The sequence below is a fragment of the Nocardia sp. NPDC003183 genome, assembly GCF_053590715.1.
Window position 1 is genome coordinate 237620 of record NZ_JBSFTG010000008.1, and the last position, 23987, is coordinate 261606.

The following is a 23987-nucleotide window of genomic DNA, read 5'->3' on the forward strand; positions in this document are numbered from 1 at the left end:
CGGGTGACGAGGTCCGAGCACATCGAGTCGCAGACCGAGTCCGACGAAGACACTGTTATCGAGGATCGGGTGACGAAACCGAAGTTGACCGAGTCGAATACCGAATCCGCTGACGATGTCTCCACCGGGGGAGTGCGCCGCACCGTGCTGCCCGGTGGCCTTCGTGTGGTCACCGAGCACGTGCCCGGCGTGCGCTCGGCCTCCATCGGAGTGTGGGTAGGCGTCGGTTCGCGCGACGAGGGCCCCACCGTGGCCGGCGCCGCGCACTTCCTCGAACACCTGCTGTTCAAGGCGACGCCCACACGCACCGCCCTCGACATCGCGCAATCCATGGACGCGGTCGGCGGCGAGCTCAACGCGTTCACCGCCAAGGAACAGACCTGCTACTACGCCCACGTCATCGACGAGGACCTGCCGCTGGCCGTGGACCTCGTCTCCGATGTGGTGCTCAACGGTCTGTGCCGCGCGATCGACGTCGACGTGGAGCGCCAGGTGGTCCTGGAAGAGATCGCGATGCGCGACGACGACCCCGAAGACCTGGTCGCCGACTCCTTCCTCACCGCCATGTTCGGCGACCACCCGATCGGGCGCCCGGTGATCGGCAGCGTCGAATCCATCGAGAACATGCAGGCTGCCCAGCTGCGCGGCTTCCATCAGCGCCGCTACCGGCCCGATCGCATGGTCGTCGCGGTGGCGGGCAACGTGGAGCACGAACGCGTAGTGGAACTGGTGCACCGCGCGTTCGGGCCACACCTGGACACCACCGCCGAGCCCGCGCCGCGCCGCGAAGGGAAGTTCCGCGCGCAGGGCGCACCCGGCCTGATCAGGATCAACCGCGACAGTGAACAGACCCACCTCGCCTTCGGGGTGCGGGCGTTCGGCAGGCACGAAGGTCAACAGCGCTGGCCGCTGTCGATCCTCAACACCATCGTCGGCGGCGGCCTGAGTTCGCGCCTGTTCCAGCGCATCCGGGAAGAACGCGGCTTGGCGTACTCGGTGTACTCGAGCGTCGACACCTTCGCCGACACCGGCGCGTTCTCGGTCTCGCTCGGCTGCCAGCCCGAAAACCTCGGCCAGGTCGCGACATTGGCACGTGGCGTGCTCGACGAGGTCGCCGCCAACGGCGTCACCGATGCCGAATGCGCCAGGGCCAAGGGCTCGTTGCGCGGCGGGCTGGTCTTGGGCCTCGAGGACTCGGCCTCCCGGATGAACCGCATCGGCCGCAGCGAACTCAGCTACGGCAACCATCGCAGCGTCTCGGCGACCCTGGCTCGCATCGACGCCGTCACCACCGACGAGGTCAGCGAGATCGCCCGCACCTTGCTCGCCCGCCCCTACGGTGCGGCGGTGTCGGGCCCGTATCAGCGCACGCGCGATCTGCCCGCCTCGGTCCGAAAGCTCGTCGAGCGCTGAGTAATTCGGCACCAGGGTCATCGGGGTGCGCGCGTGAACGGTGGTGCCGATGATCGGTGGTGAGCGGTGTCGCGCCACCCCGGGTGGAAGCACCCCGGTCGCCTGCGGCCATCTGTCCGAGTCGGGCTCTGGCCGGTACGCCGTCACTGCCGGGCGGCGCGGTGGCGACAGCCGCGGAACGCTGGAAACACGCAGGGCCGGTAGGGCGATCAGCGCAAGGACTGCTCGTCGCGGTGTGTGGCATCCGCATCCACGCGGTTGGCGGCGTCGACGATCGAGGGGAGCAGGCCGGGCAGCGCGTGCTCTACGGCGTCGGTGCGCAGTTCCTGGAAGGTCTGGCCGTCGATGGTGAGCCGTTCGATCAGGCCCGCTTCGCGCAGGATCTTGAAGTGGTGGGTCGCGGTGGATTTGTTGATCGCGTCGTAGAGCGCCGCGCAGCGGACGGGGGCGGCGGCATTGCTCAGGCGACGGACCATCTCCAGGCGGACGGGGTCGTGAAGGGCGCCGAGGACGGTGGGGAGCGCGGCGACGGGTATGGTCGGCGCCGGGGTGAGATCTTTAGCCTGTGTCATGAGTTACCTCACTCGGGGGTTTGATAGTCATCATACTCGGCGTAGCCTGATCATCGTTCGATGGTTATCAAACTCTGCTGATGGGGGCTGCTGTGGCAGCGACAACGATGGCGCCGGTCGAGGCCGGGCAGCGCTGGGCGTACGGGCTCGTCCTGGCCGCGAGCGCGGTGGCGCTCGGGGTTTCCGGGGCGCCCGCTCCGCTCTACGGGATCTACGAGACCGAGTGGCATCTGTCCCCGCTGACCACGACCCTGGTCTTCGCCGTCTATGCCTTCGCGGCGCTCGGCGCGGTGCTGGTCTCCGGCCGGATCTCCGATGTGGTCGGCCGCAAGCCGGTGATGATCGGCGCCTTCGCCACCATGATCCTCGGGCTGGGCGTCTTCCTGCTCGCCGATTCGGTGCCGATGTTGTTGCTGGCCAGGGCATTACACGGGGCGGCCGTCGGCGCCACCGTCGTCGCGGGCGCGGCGGCGCTGCTGGATCTGCGGCCCGAGCGTGGTGCTCGCTCCGGGCAGCTCAGCGGCGTCGCGTTCAACGTCGGCATCGCGATCGCGGTGCTCGGCACCGCGGTGCTCGCGCAGTACGCGCCGTCGCCGTTGCGCACGCCGTATGTGGTGATCACCGTCATCTGTGTGGCCGCGGGGGCCGGCATTCTCGCCCTTCGTGAACCGCACACCACCCGGGTGAAGGCACGCATCACCATCGCGAAACCGTCCGTCCCGCACGAGATCAGGTCCGACTTCTGGTTCTCGGCGATCGGCGTGATGGCCGCCTGGTCGGTGCTGGGTGTCCTGCTGTCGCTGTATCCGTCGCTGGCCGCGGCCGAAACCGGCGTGCACAATCTGGTGTTCGGTGGTGTCGTCGTCGCGAGCACCGCGCTGGCGGGCGCGTTGGCGCAGTTGCTGGCCACCCGGGTGCCGGCCCGTCGCGCCGCGATGATCGGGGACCTCGGCATGGCGGCCGCACTACTCGCCACTATTCCGGCGCTGGCCACGAAAGAGCCCGCGGTAGTGGTCCTCGCCGGTCTGGTGCTCGGCGGCACCTTCGGTCTCGGTTTCGGTGGGTCACTGCGGCACCTGTCCGAGGTCGTTCCGCCGCATCGCCGTGGCGAGACCATGTCGGCGTTCTACCTGCTGGCCTATTCGGCGATGGCCTTGCCGACCCTGGCGGCGGGCTGGGCCGCGACGACCTGGGGACTCACGACGGTATTCCCCTGGTTCATCGTGGGCGTCTCGGTGGCGTGTGTCGGCGCCGCGCTGCTGGGTCTGCGCGGGACCCGCGCGGCCGCGAAACTCGGGTAATCGCAAACAGGCCGGTCCCAGCAGGGACCGGCCTGAACGACTACTCGGGCCAACCGCCGTACGGAACGGTGATCAGTTCCAGGAAGTGGCCGTTGGGGTCGAGGAAATAGACACCGCGACCACCATCGTTGTGATTGATCTCGTTGACCCCGTGTTGCTGGGGGTCGGCCCAATGGTCCAGCTTGTAGCGCTGGATCTTGGCGTAGGCCGCGTCGAACTCGGCCTCGCTGACCAGGAACGCGTAGTGCTGCGGCTGGATCTCGGAAACGAAGGGCGGGACCTTGGCGAAATCGAAGGCCGCACCGTGATCGAGGGCGATCGGAATGAACGGCCCCCACTCTTTTCCTACGTCCAACCCGAGGATGTCCGCCCAGAACTCGGCGGTCTCCCGATTATCGCGGCATCCGACAATGGTGTGATTGAACTGCACTGACAGGGGATTTCTCCTTGTTCGTGATGGCGCCGACCCTGGGCACGGTACGAGGCGGCCGACAGGAGCACCATCACCGAGATCGAGGTTAGCGACAGATCCCGGAACCTGTAAAGGGCACTCGCGGTAGCGTCGCGACCATGAAGATTCGTGGAGCCGTTCTGGAACGGATCGCCGACCCGGCGCCGTTCGCCGATTCGCAGCCCATCACCGTGTGTGACCTGGAATTGGCCGAACCGGGGCAGGGCGAATTGCTGGTGCGCATCGAAGCGGCCGGCCTGTGCCATTCGGATCTGTCTGTGGTGGACGGCAATCGGGTGCGCCCGGTGCCCATGCTGCTCGGCCACGAAGCCGCGGGCATCGTCGAATCGGTGGGCGCCGGTGTCACCGATGTGGCCCCTGGACAGCGGGTCGTGATGACGTTCCTGCCGCGCTGCGGCGACTGCGCGGGCTGTGCGAGCAACGGACGCACGCCGTGCGGGCCGGGCAGTGTGGCCAACAACGCGGGCGAACTGCTCGGCGGCGGCCGACGGCTCACCCGCGACGGCGAGGTGGTGCAGCACCATCTCGGCGTCTCCGGCTTCGCCACGCACGCGGTGGTGGACCGGCGCTCGGTCGTCCCGGTCGACGACGACGTGCCGCCCGAGGTGGCGGCGGTGCTCGGCTGCGCGGTGCTCACCGGCGGCGGCGCACTGCTCAACGCCGCGAAACCCGGTGCGGGCGACCGGATCATGGTGGTCGGGCTCGGTGGTGTCGGGATGGCGGCGGTGCTCGTCGCGGTGTCGCTCGGGCTCGGTGAGGTGATCGCCGTCGACACGGTTCCCGAAAAGCTGGCGCTCGCCCGCGAATTCGGTGCGACCGCGGCCTGCACGCCGGGCGAGGTCGCCGAGCAGGGCGTGCAGGCCGACGTGGTGATCGAAGCGGCGGGCAACGTCCGCGCGTTCGAAACCGCCGTCACCGCAACAGCACCCGGTGGCGTCACCGTGACGGTCGGCCTGCCCGCCCCGACCGCCACGGCCACCATCTCGCCACTGGCGCTGGTGGCGCAGGGCCGCACCATCATCGGCAGCTACCTCGGCTCCGCTGTTCCCGACCGTGACATCCCCGAATACGTGCGGCGGTGGCGCGAGGGCAAGCTGCCGCTGGAACGGCTCGTCTCGGCCCGCATCGGACTCGACCAGGTGAACCAGGCGATGGACGATCTCGCGGCGGGCGCGGCGCTACGACAGGTGATCGTCTTCGACTGACGGCTCGGCAGGCCCGATGGTGTGAGGTCGGCGCCGCGGCCCCACGGGCTGCTCGATAGGCTTCGACGAGCAAGCTGAGTCGAGGACGAGGAGATGCGGTGACCATTCGGGTCGGAGTGCTCGGAGCACGCGGCAAGGTCGGGCAGGCGATCTGCGCGGCGGTGGAGGCGGCGCCCGATCTGGAGCTGGTGGCGCAGGTCGACAAGGGTGACGCGCTCGAGACGTTCACCGAGGCGAGCACCCAGGTGGTCGTCGATTTCACCCACCCCGATGTGGTGATGGGCAACCTGAAGTTCCTGATCGAGAACGGCATCCACGTCGTCGTCGGCACCACCGGCTTCGACGAGGCCCGCCTCGCCGAGGTACGCGGGCAGCTGGCGCAGCGGCCCGAGGTGGGCGTGCTGATCGCGCCGAACTTCGCCATCGGCGCCGTGCTGTCGATGCGATTCGCCGAGCAGGCGGCGCGGTTCTTCGACTCGGTCGAGGTCATCGAGCTGCACCACCCGAACAAGGCCGACGCCCCCTCGGGCACCGCCTACCGCACCGCCGCGGTGATCGCCGCGGCCCGCGCCGAAGCCGGGGTCGGGATCAGCCCCGACGCCACCACTACCGAACTCGAGGGTGCCCGCGGCGCCGATGTCGACGGTGTGCGAGTGCATTCGGTGCGTCTGGCCGGGCTCGTGGCCCACCAGGAGGTGCTGTTCGGCACCCAGGGCGAGACCCTGACCATTCGCCACGACTCCATCGACCGGTCCTCGTTCGCGCCGGGCGTGCTGCTCGGGGTGCGCGAGATCGCCGGACGGCCGGGTCTGACCGTCGGGCTCGACCCGTTCCTGGATCTGTGAGCGACTCCGACGCGCAGCGACCCGATCGGCAGGTCCTGAAAACCGTTGCGGTCGTGGTGTTCCTGGTCGTCGCGCTGCTGTTCTACTTCGTTCGGCTCGGCGGGCTCGCCATCGCCTACATCGCCGACGGCGGGTTCGCGGGTATCGCGATCGGCATCGGCATGCTGCTGCTGCCCGTCGTCGGTCTCTGGATCCTGTGGGCGACCTTGAGCGCGGCGTTCGCGCATCAACGGCTGGCCCGGCGTATCCACGAAGAAGGGTTGGAGGTCGACACCTCGCAACTGCCGCGCCGACCCTCCGGCCGGATCGAACGCGACGCGGCCGACGCCCTGTTCGCGCAGATCAAGACCGAATGGGAAGCCGACCCGGACAACTGGCGCTCCTCCTACCGGCTGGCCCGCGCCTACGACTACGCCGGCGACCGGGGCCGCGCCCGCGACACCATGCGCCGCGCGGTGGCGCTGGAAAAACTGGAACGCGACCCAGGAGAGTAGCGAGCCCATGGCCCGGTTGCTGATCATCCATCACACCCCGTCGCCGCACACCCAGGCGATGTTCGAAGCGGTCCTCGCCGGGGCGAGCGACCCCGAGATCGAGGGGGTCGAGGTGGTGCGCCGGGCCGCGCTGGCGGTGACCGCCGTCGATGTGCTCGACGCCGACGGCTACCTGCTCGGCACCCCGGCCAATCTCGGCTACATGAGCGGCGCGCTCAAACACGCCTTCGACACCATCTACTACCCCTGCCTCGACTCGACCGGTGGGCGCCCCTACGGCCTCTACCTGCACGGCAACGAAGGCACCGAAGGCGCCGAGAGCAGCGTGGAGCGGATCACCACCGGGCTGGGCTGGCAGCGCGCCGCCGAGGCGGTCGTGGTCTCGGGACCGCCGAGCAAGGCCGATCTGGAGAAATGCTGGGAACTCGGCGCGACCATCGCCGCTGGTCTGATGGAATAGCTGATCGGGACAGCGGGTCCGCCCCGAATTTTGGTGGGCTGACACGCGGGCTCGGGATGCGGTAGAACTCGACCGACGTGTTGCGGGCTGGCCGCGGTGGGTGTTCGAGGATGGGGAGTGGTCGGGTGAGCGAGTTGGCGCAGACGCGCACGGTGCGGCGGGTCGGTCTGGTGGAGGACCACGAGTCCGTGGCGATCGGACTGGCGGCCATGCTCGGCCCCGAACCCGACCTGGAACTGGTGGCGGTGGCGGAGTCCGTCGCCGGGCTGCTCGCCGAGACCACCGATCTCGACCTCGTCGTCCTCGATCTGCGCCTGCCCGACGGCTCGACGCCCGAGGACAATGTCACCGCGCTGCGCGAACGCGACATCGAGGTGCTGGTGTTCACCGGCGCCGACAACGCCTTCCTGGTCCGCTCCGCCGCCAAAGCGGGCGTGCTCGGGGTGCTGCGCAAGTCCGAGAGCGTGGCGACCGTGGTCGAGGCGGTGCGCCGGGCCGCGTCGGGGGAGCAGGTGGTGACCACCGACTGGGCCGCCGCCATCGACGGCGATCCGAAGCTCTCCGACGTCGGGCTCAGCCCGCGTCAGGAGGAAGTGCTGATGCTGTATGCCTCGGGGGAGAAGGCCTCGCGGGTGGCCCGGCTGACCGGTCTGTCGGAACAGACCGTCAACGACTACCTGGGCCGCATCCGGCAGAAGTACGCCGACGCGGGCCGACCCGCGCCCACCAAGACCGATCTGTACAAACGGGCCGTCGAGGACGGATGGCTGCCCGTGCCGGAAAGGCAGCAGCGCACGTGACCGATCTCGCGGTCGCGACGGCGCCCGCACCGGTCGGCGACGTCGACTTCTCGCGCGCGGCGACCGAACAGATCCTGCGCAGGCTCGGGCTGGTGATCGGGACCGGCGCCACGATCGTGATGGTGCTGGAACTGCCCGCGGTGCTGGTGCAGCCGATCAATCATTCGGTGTGGCCGGAACTGCATCTGGTGTCGGCGTATCTGATGTTCGGTGTGCTGGCGATCGTGTCGGCGCGCGGCACCGCCGCGGCGATCCGGCGCACCGCCGCCGCGGCTGCCGTGTGTTACCTCGCGGCCACCGTGGCGACGCCGCTGGTGTATCCGGTGGTGCACGTCGGTTCGTTCGCCTCGTGGCCTTATCGAGGGCTCGCTGTCGGCGTGCTGGCCGCGGGTCTGGCGTGGCCGCGACGTGGTGCGGCCGCGTTCGCAGCCCTGCTCGCGGTGACGACCAGTGTGTCGAATGCCCTTGTGGTGCCCGACAGTTCGATGGGTGCGTTGTTCGGCGACATCACCAGGGCGCTCGGCGTAGCCGCGCTGTTCCTGTGGTGCGTGGTGTACGCGCGTGCCGCCGCCGAACGGGTCGACCGGGAAGCAGTCCGGCAGCGCAGCCGGGCGGCGGCGGTCGCGGCGACCTCGGCCAGGGAACGCGAGGGCGCGCGTTTCGCGGCGCTCATCCACGACGCGGTGCTGTCGACGCTGCTGGAGGCCTCGCGGGCGCAGCAGTCCTCGCCGGTGCTGCGCAACCAGGCCGCGCGCACCCTCGAACAGCTCGAGCTGTCGCGGACCGCGCCCGAGATCGACCACCTCGACGCCGCCGCGGCGATCGAATTCCTGCGCGAGGCGGTGCGCGAGGTGGAATCCGAGATCCCGGTGCAGGTGTCCTCGCGGCGCGCGGCCGATCTGTGCCTGCCGATCGAGGCCGCGCAGGTGCTGGGGGCCGCGCTCTCGGAGGCGGTGCGCAACAGCGTGCGTCATGCCGACGTCCCCGGTCGGACGGTGCGGCGCGGTGTGTCGGTCACCATCGCGACCGGCGGCATCCGGGTGGTGCTGTCCGATGACGGCGCCGGGTTCGACCCGGCGCGGGTGTCGGCCGATCGGATGGGGATCGCGGGCAGCATCCTGGGCCGGATGCGCGCGCTCGCCGGTGGCGCGGCGTTCGTGGAATCGGCGCCGGGCGCGGGAACCGTGGTGACACTGGTGTGGGGTAGCTGATGGTCGATCGGGATCTGCCGTTCGCGATGCGCGATCTCTTCGGCCTCAGCGACGGCACGGCGTGGCTGTTCGTGGTGATCTTCGAAGCCACCATCGTGATGTACCTGCGGGTGAATTTCGATATCGCCCCGCCGGCGGCCGCGGCCGCCGCGCTGGTGCTGATGGCCGTGGCCGCGCTGGTGGTGCTGGTGTTCCCGGTGGACCCGCTGCCGTGGCCCGCCACGATCTACGTGGCGTGTGCCGGACCTGCGGCGATGGCGCTCACCGTGCCGTGGCTCGAGAGCTCGTCGGGGTTCGCCCACCAGCTGTGGACCGCCTATCCGACGTCGTATCTGCTGGCGATGCTGGTGCTGCGCGGGCGGATCGTGTCGGCCTGGCTCGGCGTGGCGGCCGCCGCGACGGTGCTGGTGACGATGGGGGTGTTCACCAGTTGGCACCCCGAAACCGTGGTGCGCGCGCTGACGCCGGTCGCCACCGTCGGCGCGGTGACGGTGTTCATGTCGATCGTGCGGCCCACCCAGCGTTCGCTGCGGGAACTGCGCAGCGAGGCCAATCGACGCGCGGCGACCGAGGCCGCGCTGGCCGCGGCCACTGCCGAGCGTGATCGTCAGCTGGGAGCACTCGACCGGGTGGCCGGGCCCCTGCTCGCCCGCATCGCCGCCGGGATCGAGCTCACCGACACCGAACGCGAACAGTGCAGGCTGCTCGAAGCCGAACTGCGCGACGGTCTCCGGGCGCCGCAGCTGGTCACCGATCGGCTCAGCGCCGCCGCTCGGGGGGCGCGATCGCGCGGCGTCGAGGTCACCCTGCTCGACGACGGCGGCTTTCTCGGGGTCCCGGAATGGGTGCGCCACCACGTGATCGAGGCCGCGGTCGACGAACTCGACATGGCGGGAGCGGGCTCGGTGACCGTGCGCGTGCTGCCGGTCGGCAGACGCTGGGTGGCGACCGTGCTGGCCGCCGCGCCGGGCGGGGATCGGCGGACCGAGATCGACACCGCGGGTGAGGTCCGGGTCTCCACCTGAGCGCCGACAACCTGTCGGACCCCTGTGTCAGGCTGAGCGAATGCAGCGGATGAATGCGGCGCAGGCCCGTCGAACGGCGCTGGCCGCGCAGGGCTTCGGCAAGCGAAGGCCCACCAACCCGAAGCGTCGGGCCGTGCTCGATGTGGTCGCCAGAACCCGTCTGCTGCAAATAGATTCGGTCTCGGCTGTGGTCCGCGCGCACTACGCGCCGGTGTTCAGCCGGATCGGCCCCTACGATCGCGGCCTGCTCGACGGCGCCGCCTGGAGCGACAGCGCGAAGGCGCGACGGGGGCTGGTGGAGTACTGGGCGCACGAGGCGGCGCTGATCCCGGTCGCCGACTGGCCGCTGATGCGCTGGCGGATGCGGGAATACCGGCACGGGCGCTGGTCGGGGATGCGCACGATCGTCGAGCGAAATCCCACGCTGGGCAAGGACATTCTCGATGTCGTGACCGAGGTGGGCGCGGCGAGCGCCGGGGAGATCGAACGTCATCTGGAACTGGACAAGCCCCGGCCGAAGGGGACCTGGTGGAACCTGAGCGACACGAAGATGATCTGCGAGCAGCTCTTCGCCGCCGGTGAGCTGTCCACCGCCCGCCGGGTCGGGTTCACCCGGCATTACGACCTCACCGAACGGGTCGTCCCGGCCGATGTACGCGACCGGGAGATCGCCGAGGACGATGCCGTGCGCGAGCTGATCCGCCGGTCCAGCCGAGCCCTCGGAATCGGCACCGAGGCCGACCTGCGCGACTACTACCGCCTGGCCCGGCGCCAGAGCGCCCCGGCGATCGCCGACCTGGTCGACGCGGGCGAACTACTGCCTGTCGACGTCGACGGCTGGGACGCGCCCGCCTACCTGCACCCGGAGGCCGCCACCCCGCGCCGGATCACCGGGACCGCGCTGTTGTGCCCGTTCGATCCGCTGATCTTCTTCCGCCCACGTACCCAGCGGATCTTCGACTTCCACTACCGCATCGAGATCTACACCCCCGAACCCAAACGGGTGCACGGCTATTACGTCTTCCCGCTGCTCGTCGACGGCAAGCTCGTCGGCCGGGTGGATCTGCGCGCCGAACGCGCCACCGGCCGACTGCTCGCCCCCGGCGCGTTCGCCGAACCCGGCTACGCGACCGCCGAGACCGCCCAGGCTTTGCGCGGGGCACTGCGGGAAATGGCCGACTGGCTCGAACTCGACGAAGTCGTTATCGGCGAACGCGGCGACCTGGCCCCGCTGCTGTGAACTCGGACGCGGTCTACCAGCCCTTGCCGCCGTAACCGCGCATCTGATCCTTCAACGCGCCACTGACTGCGCCGGAGAGCCAGGAGTTGAGCGACTGCCCGTTCTGCTGGGCCGCTTCCTCCGCGCGGGACTTGAGCTGTTCGACCAATCGCAGGGTCACCCGGCTGATGTCGCCGGTCATTTCCTCGAAAGTCTGGGGTTCTTCCGCGCCCGGCGGCGTGTTCTTGCGCACGTCGGCCTTCGCCTGCGTGCCTTCCAGGCGGACGTGCACGGTGCGGTCACCGAGTTCGGTACTGATCTCGGCGGCCAGTTCCGACAGCGCCGACAGCAGCACCAGGCGGCTCGAACTCTCCACCGCGGCGGCGAGGGCGGCGGCGGTGGCCTGCGTTTTCTCGTCGCCGAGCGCGGCGGCGGCGATCAGTTCCTCGCGCAACCGCGCGGTATGAGCATTCAGATCCATGACATCATTGTGACGTCACATATGACATCACGCAAGGTGAAAAACACCCACCGGCAGCCGCTTCGGGCGCTAGGGTGTCGAGGCGCATCCGGCGACCGGGTAGCCTTTCTGACCATGACGAACGGTGAATCGACGCCAACGGAGCTGCGCGCGTCCGGCACGGTAGGTGTCGCGATGGTGACCCCCTTCAGCGCTGCGGGCAAGCTCGACGTCGATGCCGGTGTCGCACTGGCGGCACACCTGGTCGACCGTGGGGTCGACCTGCTGATCATCTCGGGTACCACCGGCGAATCGCCGACCACGACCGAAACCGAGAAGCATGATCTGCTGCGGGCGGTCGTCGACGGCGTCGGCGACCGGGCCACCGTGGTCGCGGGCGCGGGTACCTACGACACCGCGCACTCGATCGAACTGGCGCGTGCCGCGGAGAACGCGGGCGCACACGGTCTGCTCGTGGTGACCCCGTATTACTCGCGGCCCACACAGGAGGGCCTGATCGCGCATTTCACCGCGGTCGCCGACGCCACCGCGCTGCCGATCACGCTCTACGACATTCCACCGAGGTCGGTGGTGCCTATCGCCATCGACACGATCCGGCGCCTTGCCGAGCATCCCAACATCGTCGCGGTGAAGGATGCCAAGGGCGATCTCGTCTCCGGAGCCGATCTCATCGCGACCACCGATCTGGATTTCTACTCCGGTGACGACGGACTGAATCTCCCCTGGCTCTCGGTCGGTGCGGTCGGGTTCATCAGCGTCATCGGACACCTCGTGCCGGAGCGACTGCGCGAGATCCACCACGCCTACACCATCGGTGACGTGGCCAGGGCGCGAGAGATCAACGCGACACTACTGCCGCTGTACGCGGCCATGACCCGCCTGGGAGGTGTGGCGATGTGTAAGGGAGGACTCCGATTGCTCGGCATCGACGTAGGTGAGCCCCGGTTGCCCCAGCTGATGCCGACGCAGGCACAGCTCGAGGAGCTGGCGCTGGACCTGCAGGCCGCGGGGGTGTCGGCATGACCGAACCCGTAGCCCGTAAGCCCCGCCGCCGTTCGGCATCGCGTGCCGCCGGTGCGCCGGAGCCGACGCCGGTGGAGACCGCGCAGGCCGCGGTGAAGAAGGTGGTCGCGCCCGAGGAAGCCCCCGCGGCGAAGGAACCGGCGATCGCCGAACCGATCGCCGAGGTCACCGCGGAAGCGAACCTGGCCGGTAGCGCCGAAGTGGGCACCGACCTGCTCAGCGTCGCCGAAGAGCAAGTGACCGCGAAGAAGACCGCGCCGCGGCGCGCGAGGACCAAACCGGCTACCGAAGTCAAGGGCAAGCAGGCCGAGGCCAAGAGCAAGCCCGCCGCCGAGCAGTCCCGCGGTGGTGGCCGTGGCAGGCAGGGCGGGGGACGCGGTCGAGGTTCCGCGCCGGTCGCCGAGCCGCGCGAGAAGGCGGCCCACGACAAGCTGGGCCCGCCGCCGAAGCTGGTGAAGAACGGCTTGCGCCTGTTCGCCCTGGGCGGCATCGGCGAAATCGGCCGCAACATGACCGTGTTCGAATACGGCGGCAAGCTGCTGATCGTCGACTGCGGTGTGCTGTTCCCCGAGGACCAGCAGCCCGGTGTCGACCTGATCCTGCCGGACTTCGGGCCCATCGAAAACCGGATGGCCGACGTCGAGGCCATCGTGCTCACCCACGGCCACGAGGACCACATCGGTGCCGTGCCGTTCCTGCTGCGCCTGCGCCAGGACATCCCGGTGATCGGCGCCAAGTTCACCCTCGCGCTGGTCGCGGCCAAGGCGCGCGAGCACCGGTTGCAGCCCAAGCTGCGCGAGGTCGCCGAGGGCGAGACCACGGTGCACGGCCCGTTCGAGCTCGAGTACTTCGCGGTCAACCACTCGATTCCCGACGCGCTGGCCGTGGCCATCCGCACCGGTGCCGGCGTGGTCCTGCACACCGGCGACATCAAGCTCGACCAGCTGCCCCTCGACGGCCGCCTCACCGACCTGGCCGGTTTCTCCCGCCTCGGCGACGAAGGTGTCGACCTGTTCCTGGTCGACTCCACCAACGCCGAGGTTCCCGGTTTCGTCACCCCCGAGCGCGAGATCGGTGGCGTGCTCGACAACGTCATCGGCAAGGCCACCAACCGCGTCATCGTGGCGTCGTTCGCCAGCCACGTGCACCGCATCCAGCAGGTCGTCGACGTCGCGCAGAAGTACAACCGCAAGGTCTGCTTCGTCGGCCGCTCGATGGTCCGCAACATGGAGATCGCGCAGGACCTCGGCTACCTCACCGTGCCCGACAACGTCGTGGTCACTCTCGATCAGGCCGCGAACCTGCCCGGCAACCGCCTGGTGCTGATCTCCACCGGCTCCCAGGGCGAGCCGCTCTCGGCGCTGTCACGGATGGCGCGCGGCGAGCACCGCCAGATCAACATCCGCGCCGACGACCTGGTGGTGCTGGCGTCCTCGCTGATCCCCGGCAACGAGAACTCGGTGTTCGCGGTGGTCAACGGCCTGGCCAGGCTCGGCGCGACCGTGATCACCCAGCAGAACGCGAAGGTGCACGTCTCCGGGCACGCTTCCGCCGGTGAGCTGCTGTACCTGTACAACGCGGTGCGCCCGACCAACGCCATGCCCGTGCACGGCGAATGGCGGCACCTGCGCGCCAACGCCGCACTGGCGGTGGCGACCGGTGTGCCCGAGGAGCGGGTCATGCTGGCCGAGGACGGCGTGGTGGTCGACCTGGTCGACGGCATCGCCTCCATCGTCGGCCGTGTGCCGGTCGGACACGTCTACGTCGACGGCCTCTCGGTCGGCGACGTCGGCGAGTCGACCCTGTCGGACCGCCTGGTCCTGGGCGAGGGTGGGTTCATCTCGATCACCATCGTCATCGACTCGACCACCGGCAAGGCGGTGAGCACGCCCGAGCTCAACGGGCGCGGCTTCTCCGACGACCGAACCGCGCTCGACGGCGCGAACGAACTGGTCGAGGCGGAGCTGCTGCGCCTGGCCGGTGAGGGCATCACCGACACCCACCGCATCGCCCAGGGCGTGCGCCGGGTAGTCGGCCGCTGGGTCGCCGACGTCTACCGTCGCCGCCCGATGATCGTGCCGACGGTCGTCGCCGTCTGATCGTCTGATCGAGAGATCAACAGATCAACAGATCAACTGAAAACCGCTGGGCGACTATGTCGCCCAGCGGTTTTCTTGATATTCGGACCCGATATTTCGGACCGATATTCGGACCGTGACTCAGGCCTGGCAGGCCGCGGAGTCGAGCTGCGCCGACTTCACGATGTTGCACGCGAACACGTGCGACACCTTCCAGGAATCGTCCTCGGCGACGAAGTCGACGAAGGCGTCCTTGACCGGGGCGCCGTCGATGGTGACATCGGCGTTCGCCTTGAGCTTGCCGTCGGCGGGGTCACCGACGGTGGTGATGGCGACCTTGACGTTGTTCTGCTTCGCCGCCTCGACGAACTTGTCGACCAGCATCGGATCCTGGTCGGCGTCCTCGATGTAGGTCTTCTTCTCCTCGCCGGTGAGCTGGCCCGCGAGGGCCTTGTTCAACCGGGCGTTCAGCTCGGCGGCGGTCGGCTTGGGCAGGTTGGGCACCGTGGTGGCCGCGGGCTCACCGCCCTCTTCCTTGCCCGACTTGGCGTCGCCCGTTTCGAAGGCGCCGCCCTTGCTGGTGGTGGTTCCCGCGCTCGTGCTGGTCGAGTCGGTGCCGGAACTGCACGCGCTGAGGCCGAGCGCCGCGACGATCGCGACGAGAACGGCAGCGGATTTCACTGGACGGTTGTTCACTACAACTCCCATGATCATGGTCGAAACGGTCGGGCTAGAGCTGGTAGCCGCTGGTGCAGTTCCAGTGCTTGATGTAGGCGTTGCCCGGATTGTTGTTCAGCGCTTCGCGTTTCGCGCCGCCGATCGTCGACGCGGAGCCGTAGCTCCACCACCCGCGCGAGATCGCGATGGCTCCACACCCGTTGCGGTAGGACACCTTCACGTCGCACCCGCCACCACCGCCGCCACGCAGGCAGGCCGACATGGCACCGGCCTCGGCATCGGCGTAGCTGCCGTAGTCGGTGGCGTATCCGTAAACCCCCGGTTTGACCGACACCGCGATGGCGCCGTAGTTGCCCGACTGCGCCTGGGCCGGTGCGATGTGCCCCGCGAACACTGCGGCTGCGGTGGCACCCAGCACGGCCGCGCTGGTGAGCATTCTCTTCACTTGTAGCGTCCCCTTCATCTGCACGGGTCGACGACCCGATAGAGCGCAGTCAACGTACCGAGGGTTACGGCGCCCGCGCTAGACGCGCGAGCCCGCTCACGCCCGAATCAGTGGCGATCGACAAGGATTCCGTAAGTTCGGGCCCGCGAAACGCGGTTCCCGGCGAGATTTCCCCGCGCTGACCGGGGCGCTGCGACCTGCGCATCCACCCTGGATCACCGTGGCGAGCACGGTGGGACCAGTGTTGCGGATGGTCTCGGAGGTGTTCGAGCGGCTAGCCTGATGGTCATGGCAGGTAAGTCCCGCAGCACCACGACCTCTCGTGCGCGGGCGGGATCGACCAGGGGGCAGACGCCGGCGGCGCGGTCTCGTTCGGCGACCCCGCGAGCGACGGCGGCTCCGCGTGGGCGCACCACGCCCGTACGCAGGCCGGTCAAACGCGCCTCCAACACCGCACCGCTGGCGGTTATCAGCCGCGGGATCGGGAGCGGTTGGACCATGCTGGCGCGCGGCGTCGGCGCCACCACCCGCACGTTGAGCCGGGCAGGCGACCTGGACCACGGGCACCGGCGCGACGGCATCGGCCTGGCGCTCATCGCGTTGAGCGCGATCATCGCCGCCGCGATGTGGCTGTCGGCGGGCGGACCGGTCGGCCGTTTCCTCGAAGACATCGTCCGGGCGATCGCCGGTTCCGCGGCCGCGCTGGCGCCGATTCTGCTGGTCGCGCTCGCGGTGGTGCTGATGCGCACCGAACCACATCCGGAGATCCGGCCACGGCTGGTCCTCGGTGGGCTACTCGTCGTGCTTCCCGCCCTGGGGGTCTGGCACCTGGCAGCTGGTTCCCCCACCGGCGCGGACGGCCGCGCCACCGCGGCCGGCGCGCTCGGCTATGCGATCGGCGGACCGCTCGGCCAGGGGCTCACACCGTGGCTCGCGCTGCCGATCCTGTTGCTGGCCATGATGTTCGGCGTCTTGCTGCTCACCGGTACCACGGTGCGCGAGGTGCCTGCCAAGCTGAGCGAATACTTCGGCCTCGGCGAATACGCCGACGACGGCGACCCCTACGACCCGGCCAACTACGACGCCGACGGATTCCCGGTGCACCGCAACCGAACCCGTCGCCGTGGCCGCAACCCCGACGACAACTACCCGCCCGACGAGTTCGGCGGCTCCGACGCGGTCACCGAATCACTGGGCGAACCGCCGCTGCGCGATGCCAAGCCGATCGAGGAACCGCCCGCGCCCGCACCGAAACCGGCGCGCAAGCGGCCGGTGGTCAAGCCGGTCGACCAGACCCCGCCGCCGCCACCGGAACCGGAGTTCGTCACCGATCGGGTCGTCGACGGCGACTACACGCTGCCCCCGCTGACACTGCTGCTCGACGGCGACCCGCCCAAGAAGCGTTCCGCGGCCAACGAATCGATGATCGAGGCGATCACCGAAGTCCTGGTGCAGTTCAAGATCGACGCCGCCGTCACCGGGTTCGTGCGCGGCCCCACCGTCACTCGCTACGAGGTGGAGCTCGGTCCCGGCGTCAAGGTCGAGAAGATCACCGCGCTGGCCCGCAACCTCGCCTACGCCGTCGCCACCGAGAACGTGCGCCTGCTCGCGCCCATCCCCGGTAAGTCGGCCGTGGGCATCGAAGTGCCCAATGCCGACCGCGAATTGGTGCGCCTGGCCGACGTCCTGAAGTCGCCGCACACCCGCAACGACCACCATCCGCTGGTGATCGGTCTCGGCAAGAACATCGAGGGCGAGTTCGTCTCGGCGAACCTGGCCAAGATGCCGCACCTGCTGGTGGCCGGTTCCACCGGTTCGGGTAAGTCGAGTTTCGTGAACTCGATGCTGATCTCGCTGCTGCACCGGGCCACCCCCGAGGAGGTCAGGATGATCCTGATCGACCCGAAGATGGTGGAGCTCACGCCGTACGAGGGCATTCCACACCTGATCACGCCCATCATCACCCAGCCGAAGAAGGCCGCCGCCGCGCTGGCCTGGCTGGTCGAGGAGATGGAGCAGCGCTACCAGGACATGCAGGCCAACAAGGTCCGCCACATCGACGACTTCAACAAGAACGTGCGATCGGGCAAGATCACCGCGCCGCTGGGCAGCGAACGCGTCTACCGGCCCTACCCGTACATCCTGGCCATCGTCGACGAGCTGGCCGACCTGATGATGACCGCACCGCGCGATGTCGAGGACGCGATCGTGCGGATCACCCAGAAGGCGCGTGCCGCCGGTATCCACCTGGTGCTGGCCACCCAGCGGCCCTCGGTGGACGTGGTGACCGGTCTGATCAAGACCAATGTGCCCTCGCGGCTGGCGTTCGCCACCTCCTCGCTCACCGACTCGCGCGTCATCCTGGACCAGCCGGGCGCGGAGAAATTGATCGGCATGGGCGACGGTCTGTTCCTGCCGATGGGTCAGGGCAAGCCGACCCGGTTGCAGGGCGCGTTCATCTCCGACGAGGAGATCCAGGCCGTCGTCGAGTTCAGCAAGACCCAGGCCGAACCCGAATATCAGGAGGGTGTCACCGCGGCCAAGGCCGGCGAGGTCAAGGACGTCGACCCCGATATCGGCGACGACATGGACGTGCTGCTGCAAGCGGTGGAGCTGGTGGTCACCTCACAGTTCGGGTCGACCTCGATGCTGCAGCGCAAGCTGCGTGTCGGCTTCGCCAAGGCGGGCCGGTTGATGGACCTGATGGAGACGCGTGGCGTGGTCGGGCCCAGTGAGGGTTCCAAGGCGCGTGACGTGCTCATCAAGCCCGACGAATTGGACGGGTTGCTGTGGTCGATCCGTGGCGGCGATCCCGGTGCGTCCGAGGACGAGTGACGCCGTTCCCGGTTTGCTCTGACCGTGCCGGAAGCAGGCGGCGACGAACGAGGAGGGACCTGGCACGGCTCATGGTCGGGACATGGCCCGGGGTCGGGCGAAAATCGCCTGTCAGGCGATGAAGCGGGCGCGCGCGAGGCGGGTACCCGACTTCACGGCACCGGGGCTGAGCCGGTGCATCGCGGTGGGGCGCTGGTTCTGCGCGGTGGATTCGTACACGGCTCGCTCCTCTCGGGGCTGTGGTCGGGGTATGCGGTGACGGTAGCAGCGCTCACGAACCGGGCGAAAGCGCTTTTCCGTGTGCGCGGCGGGTGCGTCGGCCGCCGATGTGTGTGAAATCATGACGGGCAATCGTTCCGCAAAGCCGACTGAAACGGACAATTCGGGCATGATGGGCGACATGAACTTCATCGATCGGACCACCACATGCAGGTGACCACGCTCGAGTGGGTGATCACCGGACTGGTGATCCTCGGCCTGTTCGTCTTCGACTTCTTCGCCCACGTGCGCACCCCGCACGAGCCCACCTTCAAGGAATCGGGCATCTGGTCGGCTGTCTACATCAGCTTGGCGCTGCTGTTCGGCCTGTTCGTCGCCTGGAAATGGGGCGGCACGTTCTCGGGGGAGTACTACGCGGGCTTCGTCACCGAGAAAGCGCTCTCGGTCGACAACCTGTTCATCTTCCTCATCATCATGAGCACCTTCGCCGTGCCGCGGATCTACCAGCAGAAGGTGCTGCTGATCGGCATCGTGCTGGCGCTGGCGATGCGCGGTGTGTTCATCGCGGTCGGCGCGGCCGCGATCAGCGCGTACAGTTGGGTGTTCTACCTGTTCGGCGCGTTCCTGATCTACACCGCGATCAACCTGCTGCGCGAGAGCGGGCACGAGGTCGAACACGAGAAGAAGCGCGACAGCTACATCGTCTCGCTGGCCAAACGGGTCCTGCCCACCACCGACGAGTACGACGGCGACAAGCTCGTCACCCGGATCAACGGCAAACGCGTGGTGACGCCGCTGCTGCTCGCGCTGCTGGCGATCGGTTTCGCCGACCTGCTGTTCGCGCTGGACTCGATTCCGGCGATCTACGGTCTCACCGAGGAGCCGTATCTGGTGTTCACCGCCAACGCCTTCGCGTTGATGGGCCTGCGCCAGCTGTACTTCCTCATCGGCGGCCTGCTCGACCGCCTGGTGTACCTGTCCTACGGCCTGGCCGCGATCCTGGCGTTCATCGGCGTGAAGCTGGTGCTGCACGCGCTGCACGAGAACACGCTGTCGTTCATCAACGGCGGTGAGCACGTGAGCGTCCCGGAGATCTCCACAGCGTTCTCGCTGAGCGTGATCATCGGCATTCTGGTCATCGCGACGGTGGCGAGCCTGCTGCGCACCCGTAACACCAACAAGGCCTGACACCACCGCGGACGACGCTGCCCGGAACCCCGAGGGTTCCGGGCAGCTCTGTCTCCGGGCCGCGCTACTCGGCGAAGGCGCCCATCACCGGCAACCACTCGACCACGCGGACGGCGTCGATCAGGTCCAGCTTCGCGAACGGGTCGTTGCCCAGCAGTTCGGTCAGCGAGGGCGCGTCCTCGGCGCGGAACAGCAGCAGAGCGCCCGAACCGTCGGGGTAGGGCCCGCTACTGAGCACCGTGCCCGCGTCGACGAGCGCGTTCAGCCAGCCGCGATGCTCGGGTCGGTTGGTCGCGCGGTCGGCCGCCGTCGCATCGGAGTAGGTGTAGTGGACAGCGAAGATCGGCACAGTCGATCACTTTCTCGCGAGGGATTCTCTACAGGGTCAGCAGCATGCGGGTATTACCGAGGGTGTTCGGCTTGACGAAGCTGAGGTCGAGGAATTCGGCGACACCGGTGTCGTAGGAGCGGCACATCTCCGCGTACACCTCGGCGGTGACGGGCGTGCCGTCGATCTCGACGAACCCGTGCCTGCCGAAGAAGTCCACCTCGAAAGTGAGCACGAACACACGCTGCAACTGCAGTTCGCGGGCGACGGTGACCAGGTGCTCGACCACCGCCCCGCCGACGCCGCGGCCCTTGACGACGGGATCCACTGCGACAGTGCGCACTTCGCCCAGATCGGCCCACAGCACGTGCAACGCGCCGCAGCCCACGACCTGCCCGTCGAGCTCGGCGACCCAGAACTCCTGCACCGATTCGTACAGTGTGACCAGGTTCTTCTCCAGCAGGATGCGCCCGGCGTACTCGTCGACCAGGCGCTTGATCTCGGGGACATCGGAGGTTCGCGCTCGTCGGACGACCACGCCGGAAACAGGCGCCACAGTGGGCGCGGCAGTATGCGCGTCGCTGGTCGAACCGCTCAAGGGTCCCCGTGAGGTCATGGGTGCACAGTAGTCGGCCGGGTTACCGATAGTCTGAACATGTGCCGCACATCCTGTCGTTCCGCTCCTCGCATCGCGCCGGGCTCGACGACCGGATCGCGCGGCACCGATCGTGCGAGCAAACAGCTCGCGAAACCGTTGGATTTCGGCGCAGTGCCGGTGAGTGCCGAGAGGGCAGCGCATGAACGGTCAGCGTCTGGAGGCGGTAGCTCGCGTGGCCACGCGAGGCGCCCGGTCATGCCACGAGGACAGGGCATGAGCGTGCGACCCGAAGAGATCGATCGTGGGTCGAGTGCGGTGACGCCGATGCACGGGGTGGCGGAGACGCAGGTTCCGCTGCTCAATATCGCCAACGTGCTGACCATCGCGCGCATCGTGCTGGTGCCGCTGTTCGTGCTGGCGCTGTTCGCCGAGGGCGGGCACGACACCCGCTGGCGGGTCATCGCCGCGGCGGTCTTCGGCCTGGCCGCGATCACCGACCGCTTCGACGGGCAACTGGCCCGCAAATACGGTTTGGTCACCGATTTCGGCAAGCTCGCCGACCCCATCGCGGACAAGGCGCTGATCGGAGCCGCGCTGATCGGGCTCTCGGTACTCGGGGACTTGCCGTGGTGGATCACCCTGGTCATCTGCGGCCGTGAAATCGGCATCACGCTGCTGCGGCTGGTGGTGGTGCGGCGCGGGGTGATCCCGGCCGGACGCGGCGGCAAGCTCAAAACGCTGGTGCAGTCGGTGGCGATCGCGCTGCTGGTGCTGCCGCTGTCGGGGGTCTTCGCCACCGCGGGCATGTGGCTGATGTACCTGGCCGTGGCGCTGACGGTGGTCACCGGTTTGGACTATGTGGGGCAGGCGGCCAGGGTGTGGCTGGCGGGTGGACGGTCGCGCTCGTGAGCGATCCGCTCATCGACGGTGCGCCGGTCGCCGAACTGGTCGAGGCCCTGAACGCGGCGGGTCAGACCGTCGCCACGGCCGAATCGCTCACCGCGGGCCTGCTCGCGGCCACGGTGGCCGGAGTTCCCGGCGCGAGCGCGGTGCTGCGGGGCGGCTTGATCGTCTACGCCACCGACCTCAAGAACAGCCTGGCCCGCGTCGACGACGAGCTGCTCCGTACCGACGGACCGGTCGCCGCCTCGACCGCCGAACAGCTCGCTGTGGGGGCGCGGGAGCAGTGTGGCGCGGACTGGGGTCTGGGATTGACCGGGGTCGCCGGACCCGATTCCCAGGACGGGCATCCCGTCGGCACGGTATACCTCGGGTTGGCCGGTCCACATCACAGCGAAGTGGTCCGGTTGAAACTGCACGGTGACCGGTGGACGATCAGACTCGGTGCGGTGCACAGTGCGGTGCGGGAGTTGCTGCGCTGTGTCAGTGTGAAGTAGCCCGGTTCGGGAACCACCGGTCCATGCTCGACGTTGTGCCAGAAAGAGGTGAGCACCGCTACGGCGGTGACACGAGGTGGAGGAGAACGAGATGACGCTGCTGCGGGAGGCAATCGGGGACAGTCTGCGGCGTGCGCGTCTCGCCCAGCATCGAACGCTGCGCGAGGTGTCGACCTCGGCGCGCGTGAGCCTCGGCTATCTGTCGGAAGTGGAGCGCGGCCGCAAGGAAGCCTCCAGTGAACTGCTCGCCAGCATCTGCGAGGCACTCGACGTGCCGCTCTCGCGCGTGCTCTGGGACGTGAGCACCCTGATGGCGGGCGCCGACGGCTCCGCGCCGCGCGAACCCGCGCTGACCGGCCCCGCCGCGGAGCGCGAACCCGCCGAAGCCGAGCCCGCCACCCTGCCCGAACCCGCCGCGGGCGAGGCTTCCGCCTCCGCGAGCGCGGCGGCCGAGCAGGGCGCGCGCATCGGCATCGCCGAAGACACCCGCATCGTCATCCCGGCCCCGAGGGCCGAGATGCTGGTACTGGTGAAGGGAATGTGACGCGGCGAACCCTGCGCCCGGCGCGCGAGACGCTGCACACCGCTGGTGAGAACGGATAGATTCTCATCAGGCGTCGATCGGTCCGGCCACTGCCGGTCCGGGTGCCGCATGGTGAAGGATAAGCACGTATCTGGTGCGTGACGGTCGCGTACCACCAGTCGCACGAGCGACGCACAGATGGAGGCGGGATCAATCGATGGCTAATCCGTTCGTGAAGGCCTGGAAGTACATGATGGCCCTCTTCGACTCCAAGATCGAAGAGCATGCGGATCCGAAGGTCCAGATTCAGCAGGCTATCGAGGAGGCGCAGCGTCAGCATCAGGCGCTGTCGCAGCAGGCGGCGTCGGTGATCGGTAACCAGCGTCAGCTGGAGATGAAGCTGAACCGCCAGCTCGACGAGGTCGAGAAGCTCAACGCCAACGCCCGTCAGGCCGTCACCCTGGCCGATCAGGCACAGGCGGCGGGCGACACCGAGAAGGCGATCCAGTACACCAACGCCGCCGAGGCGTTCGCCGCCCAGCTGGTCACCGCCGAGCAGTCGGTGGAAGACCTCAAGGTGCTGCACGATCAGTCCCTGCAGGCCGCCGCACAGGCCAAGAAGGCGGTCGAGCAGAACGCGATGATGTTGCAGCAGAAGGTCGCCGAGCGCACCAAGCTGCTCAGCCAGCTCGAGCAGGCCAAGATGCAGGAGCAGGTCTCGGCCTCGCTGCAGCAGATGGATTCCACCCTGTCCGCGCCGGGCTCCACGCCCAGCCTGGACGCCGTGCGCGACAAGATCGAGCGCCGCTACGCCAACGCGCTCGGCTCGGCCGAGCTGGCGCAGAACACGGTGCAGGGTCGCATGATGGAGGTGCAGCAGGCCAGCGTCCAGATGGCCGGGCACAGCAAGCTCGAGCAGATCCGCGCCTCCATGCGCGGTGACGCGTTGCCCACCGGCAACAACAACGCGGCGATCAACCCGGCGCAGCCCAAGGCCGCACCGGCACCGAACATCGACAAGGGCCAGGCGCTGTAAAATTCGGAGCGCTGGCGCGCTCGAGTTCGCGGCCCCTTGTGTCCCGTCGATCAGGCACCGTTGCTTGCTCCTTCGTCGCCTACGCAACGGCACCTGATCCTGCGGCAACAACTTACGCGTGGACGCCACCACCTGTCGCGT

The 23987-nt window shown here is 68.6% G+C and carries 25 protein-coding genes; 18 read left to right on the forward strand and 7 right to left on the reverse strand.

Translation table 11 applies throughout. The features are described 5' to 3' along the window. The first annotated feature begins 84 nt into the window (after positions 1-84). Positions 85-1413: a M16 family metallopeptidase gene (locus ACWDXS_RS23500; protein WP_379313053.1), complete on the forward strand. Its 1329-nt coding sequence runs from the start codon at positions 85-87 to the stop codon at positions 1411-1413. Positions 1414-1622: 209 nt separating this feature from the next. On the opposite strand, the gene ACWDXS_RS23505 is transcribed toward ACWDXS_RS23500, so the two are convergent. Further along, the gene (locus ACWDXS_RS23505; protein ID WP_378992362.1) at positions 1623-1985 is read right to left on the reverse strand and encodes an ArsR/SmtB family transcription factor; all 363 of its coding nucleotides are present in this window, start codon (positions 1983-1985) and stop codon (positions 1623-1625) included. A gap of 107 nt (positions 1986-2092) precedes the next feature. Here ACWDXS_RS23505 and ACWDXS_RS23510 point away from each other — a divergent pair, with 107 nt between their 5' ends. Further along, positions 2093-3286 carry an MFS transporter gene (locus ACWDXS_RS23510; RefSeq protein ID WP_378992407.1) on the forward strand — a complete coding sequence of 398 codons (1194 nt, stop codon included), beginning with the start codon at positions 2093-2095 and terminating at the stop codon, positions 3284-3286. Between the two features lie 40 nt (positions 3287-3326). Here the strand turns inward: ACWDXS_RS23510 and ACWDXS_RS23515 are convergent, their stop codons facing one another. Then, positions 3327-3722: a VOC family protein gene (locus tag ACWDXS_RS23515; protein WP_364411883.1), complete on the reverse strand. Its 396-nt coding sequence runs from the start codon at positions 3720-3722 to the stop codon at positions 3327-3329. Between the two features lie 134 nt (positions 3723-3856). On the opposite strand from ACWDXS_RS23515, the gene ACWDXS_RS23520 reads away from it, so the two are divergent. From ACWDXS_RS23520 to ACWDXS_RS23555, 8 genes are all read left to right on the forward strand, one after another. After that, entirely contained in the window at positions 3857-4963 is a 1107-nt protein-coding gene (locus ACWDXS_RS23520; RefSeq protein WP_449968673.1) for an alcohol dehydrogenase catalytic domain-containing protein, read from the forward strand. A 98-nt stretch (positions 4964-5061) separates the two neighbouring features. Then, positions 5062-5808 carry a 4-hydroxy-tetrahydrodipicolinate reductase gene (gene dapB / locus ACWDXS_RS23525; protein WP_449968676.1) on the forward strand — a complete coding sequence of 249 codons (747 nt, stop codon included), beginning with the start codon at positions 5062-5064 and terminating at the stop codon, positions 5806-5808. Beyond that, on the forward strand, positions 5805-6302 hold the full coding sequence (locus ACWDXS_RS23530; RefSeq protein WP_449968678.1) for a hypothetical protein: 498 nt from the start codon (positions 5805-5807) through the stop codon (positions 6300-6302). The genes dapB and ACWDXS_RS23530 overlap by 4 nt, the downstream gene beginning before the upstream one ends. Positions 6303-6309: 7 nt before the next feature. Beyond that, positions 6310-6762 (forward strand): flavodoxin family protein, encoded by a 453-nt coding sequence (locus ACWDXS_RS23535; RefSeq protein ID WP_378655351.1) that lies wholly within the window; start codon positions 6310-6312, stop codon positions 6760-6762. Between the two features lie 110 nt (positions 6763-6872). Then, complete coding sequence (locus ACWDXS_RS23540) at positions 6873-7562, forward strand: response regulator (RefSeq protein ID WP_378626553.1); 690 nt, start codon at positions 6873-6875, stop codon at positions 7560-7562. Next, a complete protein-coding gene (locus ACWDXS_RS23545; protein ID WP_387442353.1) occupies positions 7559-8773 on the forward strand; it encodes a sensor histidine kinase in 1215 nt (404 codons plus the stop codon). The genes ACWDXS_RS23540 and ACWDXS_RS23545 overlap by 4 nt, the downstream gene beginning before the upstream one ends. After that, a complete protein-coding gene (locus ACWDXS_RS23550; protein WP_379313051.1) occupies positions 8773-9798 on the forward strand; it encodes a hypothetical protein in 1026 nt (341 codons plus the stop codon). Before ACWDXS_RS23545 ends, ACWDXS_RS23550 begins: the two co-directional genes overlap by 1 nt. 40 nt (positions 9799-9838) lie before the next feature. Beyond that, positions 9839-11038, forward strand: a complete 1200-nt coding sequence (locus tag ACWDXS_RS23555; protein WP_378992370.1) for a winged helix-turn-helix domain-containing protein — start codon at positions 9839-9841, stop codon at positions 11036-11038. A gap of 13 nt (positions 11039-11051) precedes the next feature. On the opposite strand, the gene ACWDXS_RS23560 is transcribed toward ACWDXS_RS23555, so the two are convergent. After that, on the reverse strand, positions 11052-11498 hold the full coding sequence (locus ACWDXS_RS23560) for a hypothetical protein (protein ID WP_378992372.1): 447 nt from the start codon (positions 11496-11498) through the stop codon (positions 11052-11054). Positions 11499-11612: 114 nt separating this feature from the next. Here ACWDXS_RS23560 and dapA point away from each other — a divergent pair, with 114 nt between their 5' ends. Next, complete coding sequence (gene dapA, locus ACWDXS_RS23565) at positions 11613-12521, forward strand: 4-hydroxy-tetrahydrodipicolinate synthase (protein ID WP_378992374.1); 909 nt, start codon at positions 11613-11615, stop codon at positions 12519-12521. After that, positions 12518-14620, forward strand: coding sequence for a ribonuclease J (locus tag ACWDXS_RS23570; protein WP_378992375.1), 2103 nt, complete (start codon positions 12518-12520; stop codon positions 14618-14620). The genes dapA and ACWDXS_RS23570 overlap by 4 nt, the downstream gene beginning before the upstream one ends. 120 nt (positions 14621-14740) lie before the next feature. Here ACWDXS_RS23570 and ACWDXS_RS23575 read toward each other — a convergent pair whose 3' ends face one another. Continuing rightward, complete coding sequence (locus ACWDXS_RS23575; RefSeq protein ID WP_378992376.1) at positions 14741-15295, reverse strand: hypothetical protein; 555 nt, start codon at positions 15293-15295, stop codon at positions 14741-14743. A gap of 34 nt (positions 15296-15329) precedes the next feature. Continuing rightward, positions 15330-15713: a DUF4189 domain-containing protein gene (locus ACWDXS_RS23580; protein ID WP_378628262.1), complete on the reverse strand. Its 384-nt coding sequence runs from the start codon at positions 15711-15713 to the stop codon at positions 15330-15332. Positions 15714-16010: 297 nt separating this feature from the next. On the opposite strand from ACWDXS_RS23580, the gene ACWDXS_RS23585 reads away from it, so the two are divergent. Both ACWDXS_RS23585 and ACWDXS_RS23590 read left to right on the forward strand, forming a co-directional pair. Further along, positions 16011-18557: a DNA translocase FtsK gene (locus tag ACWDXS_RS23585; protein WP_378992377.1), complete on the forward strand. Its 2547-nt coding sequence runs from the start codon at positions 16011-16013 to the stop codon at positions 18555-18557. A 426-nt stretch (positions 18558-18983) separates the two neighbouring features. Beyond that, positions 18984-19964 carry a TerC family protein gene (locus tag ACWDXS_RS23590; RefSeq protein WP_378992379.1) on the forward strand — a complete coding sequence of 327 codons (981 nt, stop codon included), beginning with the start codon at positions 18984-18986 and terminating at the stop codon, positions 19962-19964. Positions 19965-20028: 64 nt separating this feature from the next. Here ACWDXS_RS23590 and ACWDXS_RS23595 read toward each other — a convergent pair whose 3' ends face one another. Both ACWDXS_RS23595 and ACWDXS_RS23600 read right to left on the reverse strand, forming a co-directional pair. After that, entirely contained in the window at positions 20029-20313 is a 285-nt protein-coding gene (locus ACWDXS_RS23595; RefSeq protein ID WP_378992382.1) for a YciI family protein, read from the reverse strand. A gap of 28 nt (positions 20314-20341) precedes the next feature. Further along, positions 20342-20908, reverse strand: coding sequence for an amino-acid N-acetyltransferase (locus ACWDXS_RS23600; RefSeq protein ID WP_379313902.1), 567 nt, complete (start codon positions 20906-20908; stop codon positions 20342-20344). A gap of 255 nt (positions 20909-21163) precedes the next feature. Between ACWDXS_RS23600 and pgsA the strand changes: the two genes are divergently transcribed. The 4 genes from pgsA to pspA all read left to right on the forward strand — a co-directional run bounded on the left by pgsA (position 21164) and on the right by pspA (position 23846). Further along, positions 21164-21799, forward strand: a complete 636-nt coding sequence (gene pgsA, locus ACWDXS_RS23605) for a CDP-diacylglycerol--glycerol-3-phosphate 3-phosphatidyltransferase (RefSeq protein ID WP_378992386.1) — start codon at positions 21164-21166, stop codon at positions 21797-21799. Further along, positions 21796-22287, forward strand: coding sequence for a CinA family protein (locus ACWDXS_RS23610; RefSeq protein ID WP_378992388.1), 492 nt, complete (start codon positions 21796-21798; stop codon positions 22285-22287). The genes pgsA and ACWDXS_RS23610 overlap by 4 nt, the downstream gene beginning before the upstream one ends. A gap of 91 nt (positions 22288-22378) precedes the next feature. After that, complete coding sequence (locus tag ACWDXS_RS23615) at positions 22379-22831, forward strand: helix-turn-helix domain-containing protein (RefSeq protein WP_378626573.1); 453 nt, start codon at positions 22379-22381, stop codon at positions 22829-22831. Positions 22832-23027: 196 nt separating this feature from the next. Beyond that, positions 23028-23846 carry a phage shock protein PspA gene (gene pspA, locus ACWDXS_RS23620; protein ID WP_101466599.1) on the forward strand — a complete coding sequence of 273 codons (819 nt, stop codon included), beginning with the start codon at positions 23028-23030 and terminating at the stop codon, positions 23844-23846. The last annotated feature ends 141 nt before the right edge of the window (positions 23847-23987 follow it).

What these genes read in the sequence shown, in the direction of transcription:
- ACWDXS_RS23585 (WP_378992377.1), top strand. Translation starts at nt 16,011, where the DNA reads ATGGCAGGTAAGTCCCGCAGCACCACGACCTCTCGTGCGCGGGCGGGA.
- ACWDXS_RS23615 (WP_378626573.1), top strand. Translation starts at nt 22,379, where the DNA reads ATGACGCTGCTGCGGGAGGCAATCGGGGACAGTCTGCGGCGTGCGCGT.
- ACWDXS_RS23580 (WP_378628262.1), bottom strand. Translation starts at nt 15,713, where the DNA reads ATGCTCACCAGCGCGGCCGTGCTGGGTGCCACCGCAGCCGCAGTGTTC.
- ACWDXS_RS23550 (WP_379313051.1), top strand. Translation starts at nt 8,773, where the DNA reads ATGGTCGATCGGGATCTGCCGTTCGCGATGCGCGATCTCTTCGGCCTC.
- ACWDXS_RS23505 (WP_378992362.1), bottom strand. Translation starts at nt 1,985, where the DNA reads ATGACACAGGCTAAAGATCTCACCCCGGCGCCGACCATACCCGTCGCC.
- ACWDXS_RS23540 (WP_378626553.1), top strand. Translation starts at nt 6,873, where the DNA reads ATGGGGAGTGGTCGGGTGAGCGAGTTGGCGCAGACGCGCACGGTGCGG.
- ACWDXS_RS23520 (WP_449968673.1), top strand. Translation starts at nt 3,857, where the DNA reads ATGAAGATTCGTGGAGCCGTTCTGGAACGGATCGCCGACCCGGCGCCG.
- dapA (WP_378992374.1), top strand. Translation starts at nt 11,613, where the DNA reads ATGACGAACGGTGAATCGACGCCAACGGAGCTGCGCGCGTCCGGCACG.
- pgsA (WP_378992386.1), top strand. Translation starts at nt 21,164, where the DNA reads ATGAGCGTGCGACCCGAAGAGATCGATCGTGGGTCGAGTGCGGTGACG.
- ACWDXS_RS23555 (WP_378992370.1), top strand. Translation starts at nt 9,839, where the DNA reads ATGCAGCGGATGAATGCGGCGCAGGCCCGTCGAACGGCGCTGGCCGCG.
- ACWDXS_RS23560 (WP_378992372.1), bottom strand. Translation starts at nt 11,498, where the DNA reads ATGGATCTGAATGCTCATACCGCGCGGTTGCGCGAGGAACTGATCGCC.
- pspA (WP_101466599.1), top strand. Translation starts at nt 23,028, where the DNA reads ATGGCTAATCCGTTCGTGAAGGCCTGGAAGTACATGATGGCCCTCTTC.
- ACWDXS_RS23535 (WP_378655351.1), top strand. Translation starts at nt 6,310, where the DNA reads ATGGCCCGGTTGCTGATCATCCATCACACCCCGTCGCCGCACACCCAG.
- ACWDXS_RS23570 (WP_378992375.1), top strand. Translation starts at nt 12,518, where the DNA reads ATGACCGAACCCGTAGCCCGTAAGCCCCGCCGCCGTTCGGCATCGCGT.
- ACWDXS_RS23510 (WP_378992407.1), top strand. Translation starts at nt 2,093, where the DNA reads ATGGCGCCGGTCGAGGCCGGGCAGCGCTGGGCGTACGGGCTCGTCCTG.
- ACWDXS_RS23600 (WP_379313902.1), bottom strand. Translation starts at nt 20,908, where the DNA reads ATGACCTCACGGGGACCCTTGAGCGGTTCGACCAGCGACGCGCATACT.
- ACWDXS_RS23590 (WP_378992379.1), top strand. Translation starts at nt 18,984, where the DNA reads ATGCAGGTGACCACGCTCGAGTGGGTGATCACCGGACTGGTGATCCTC.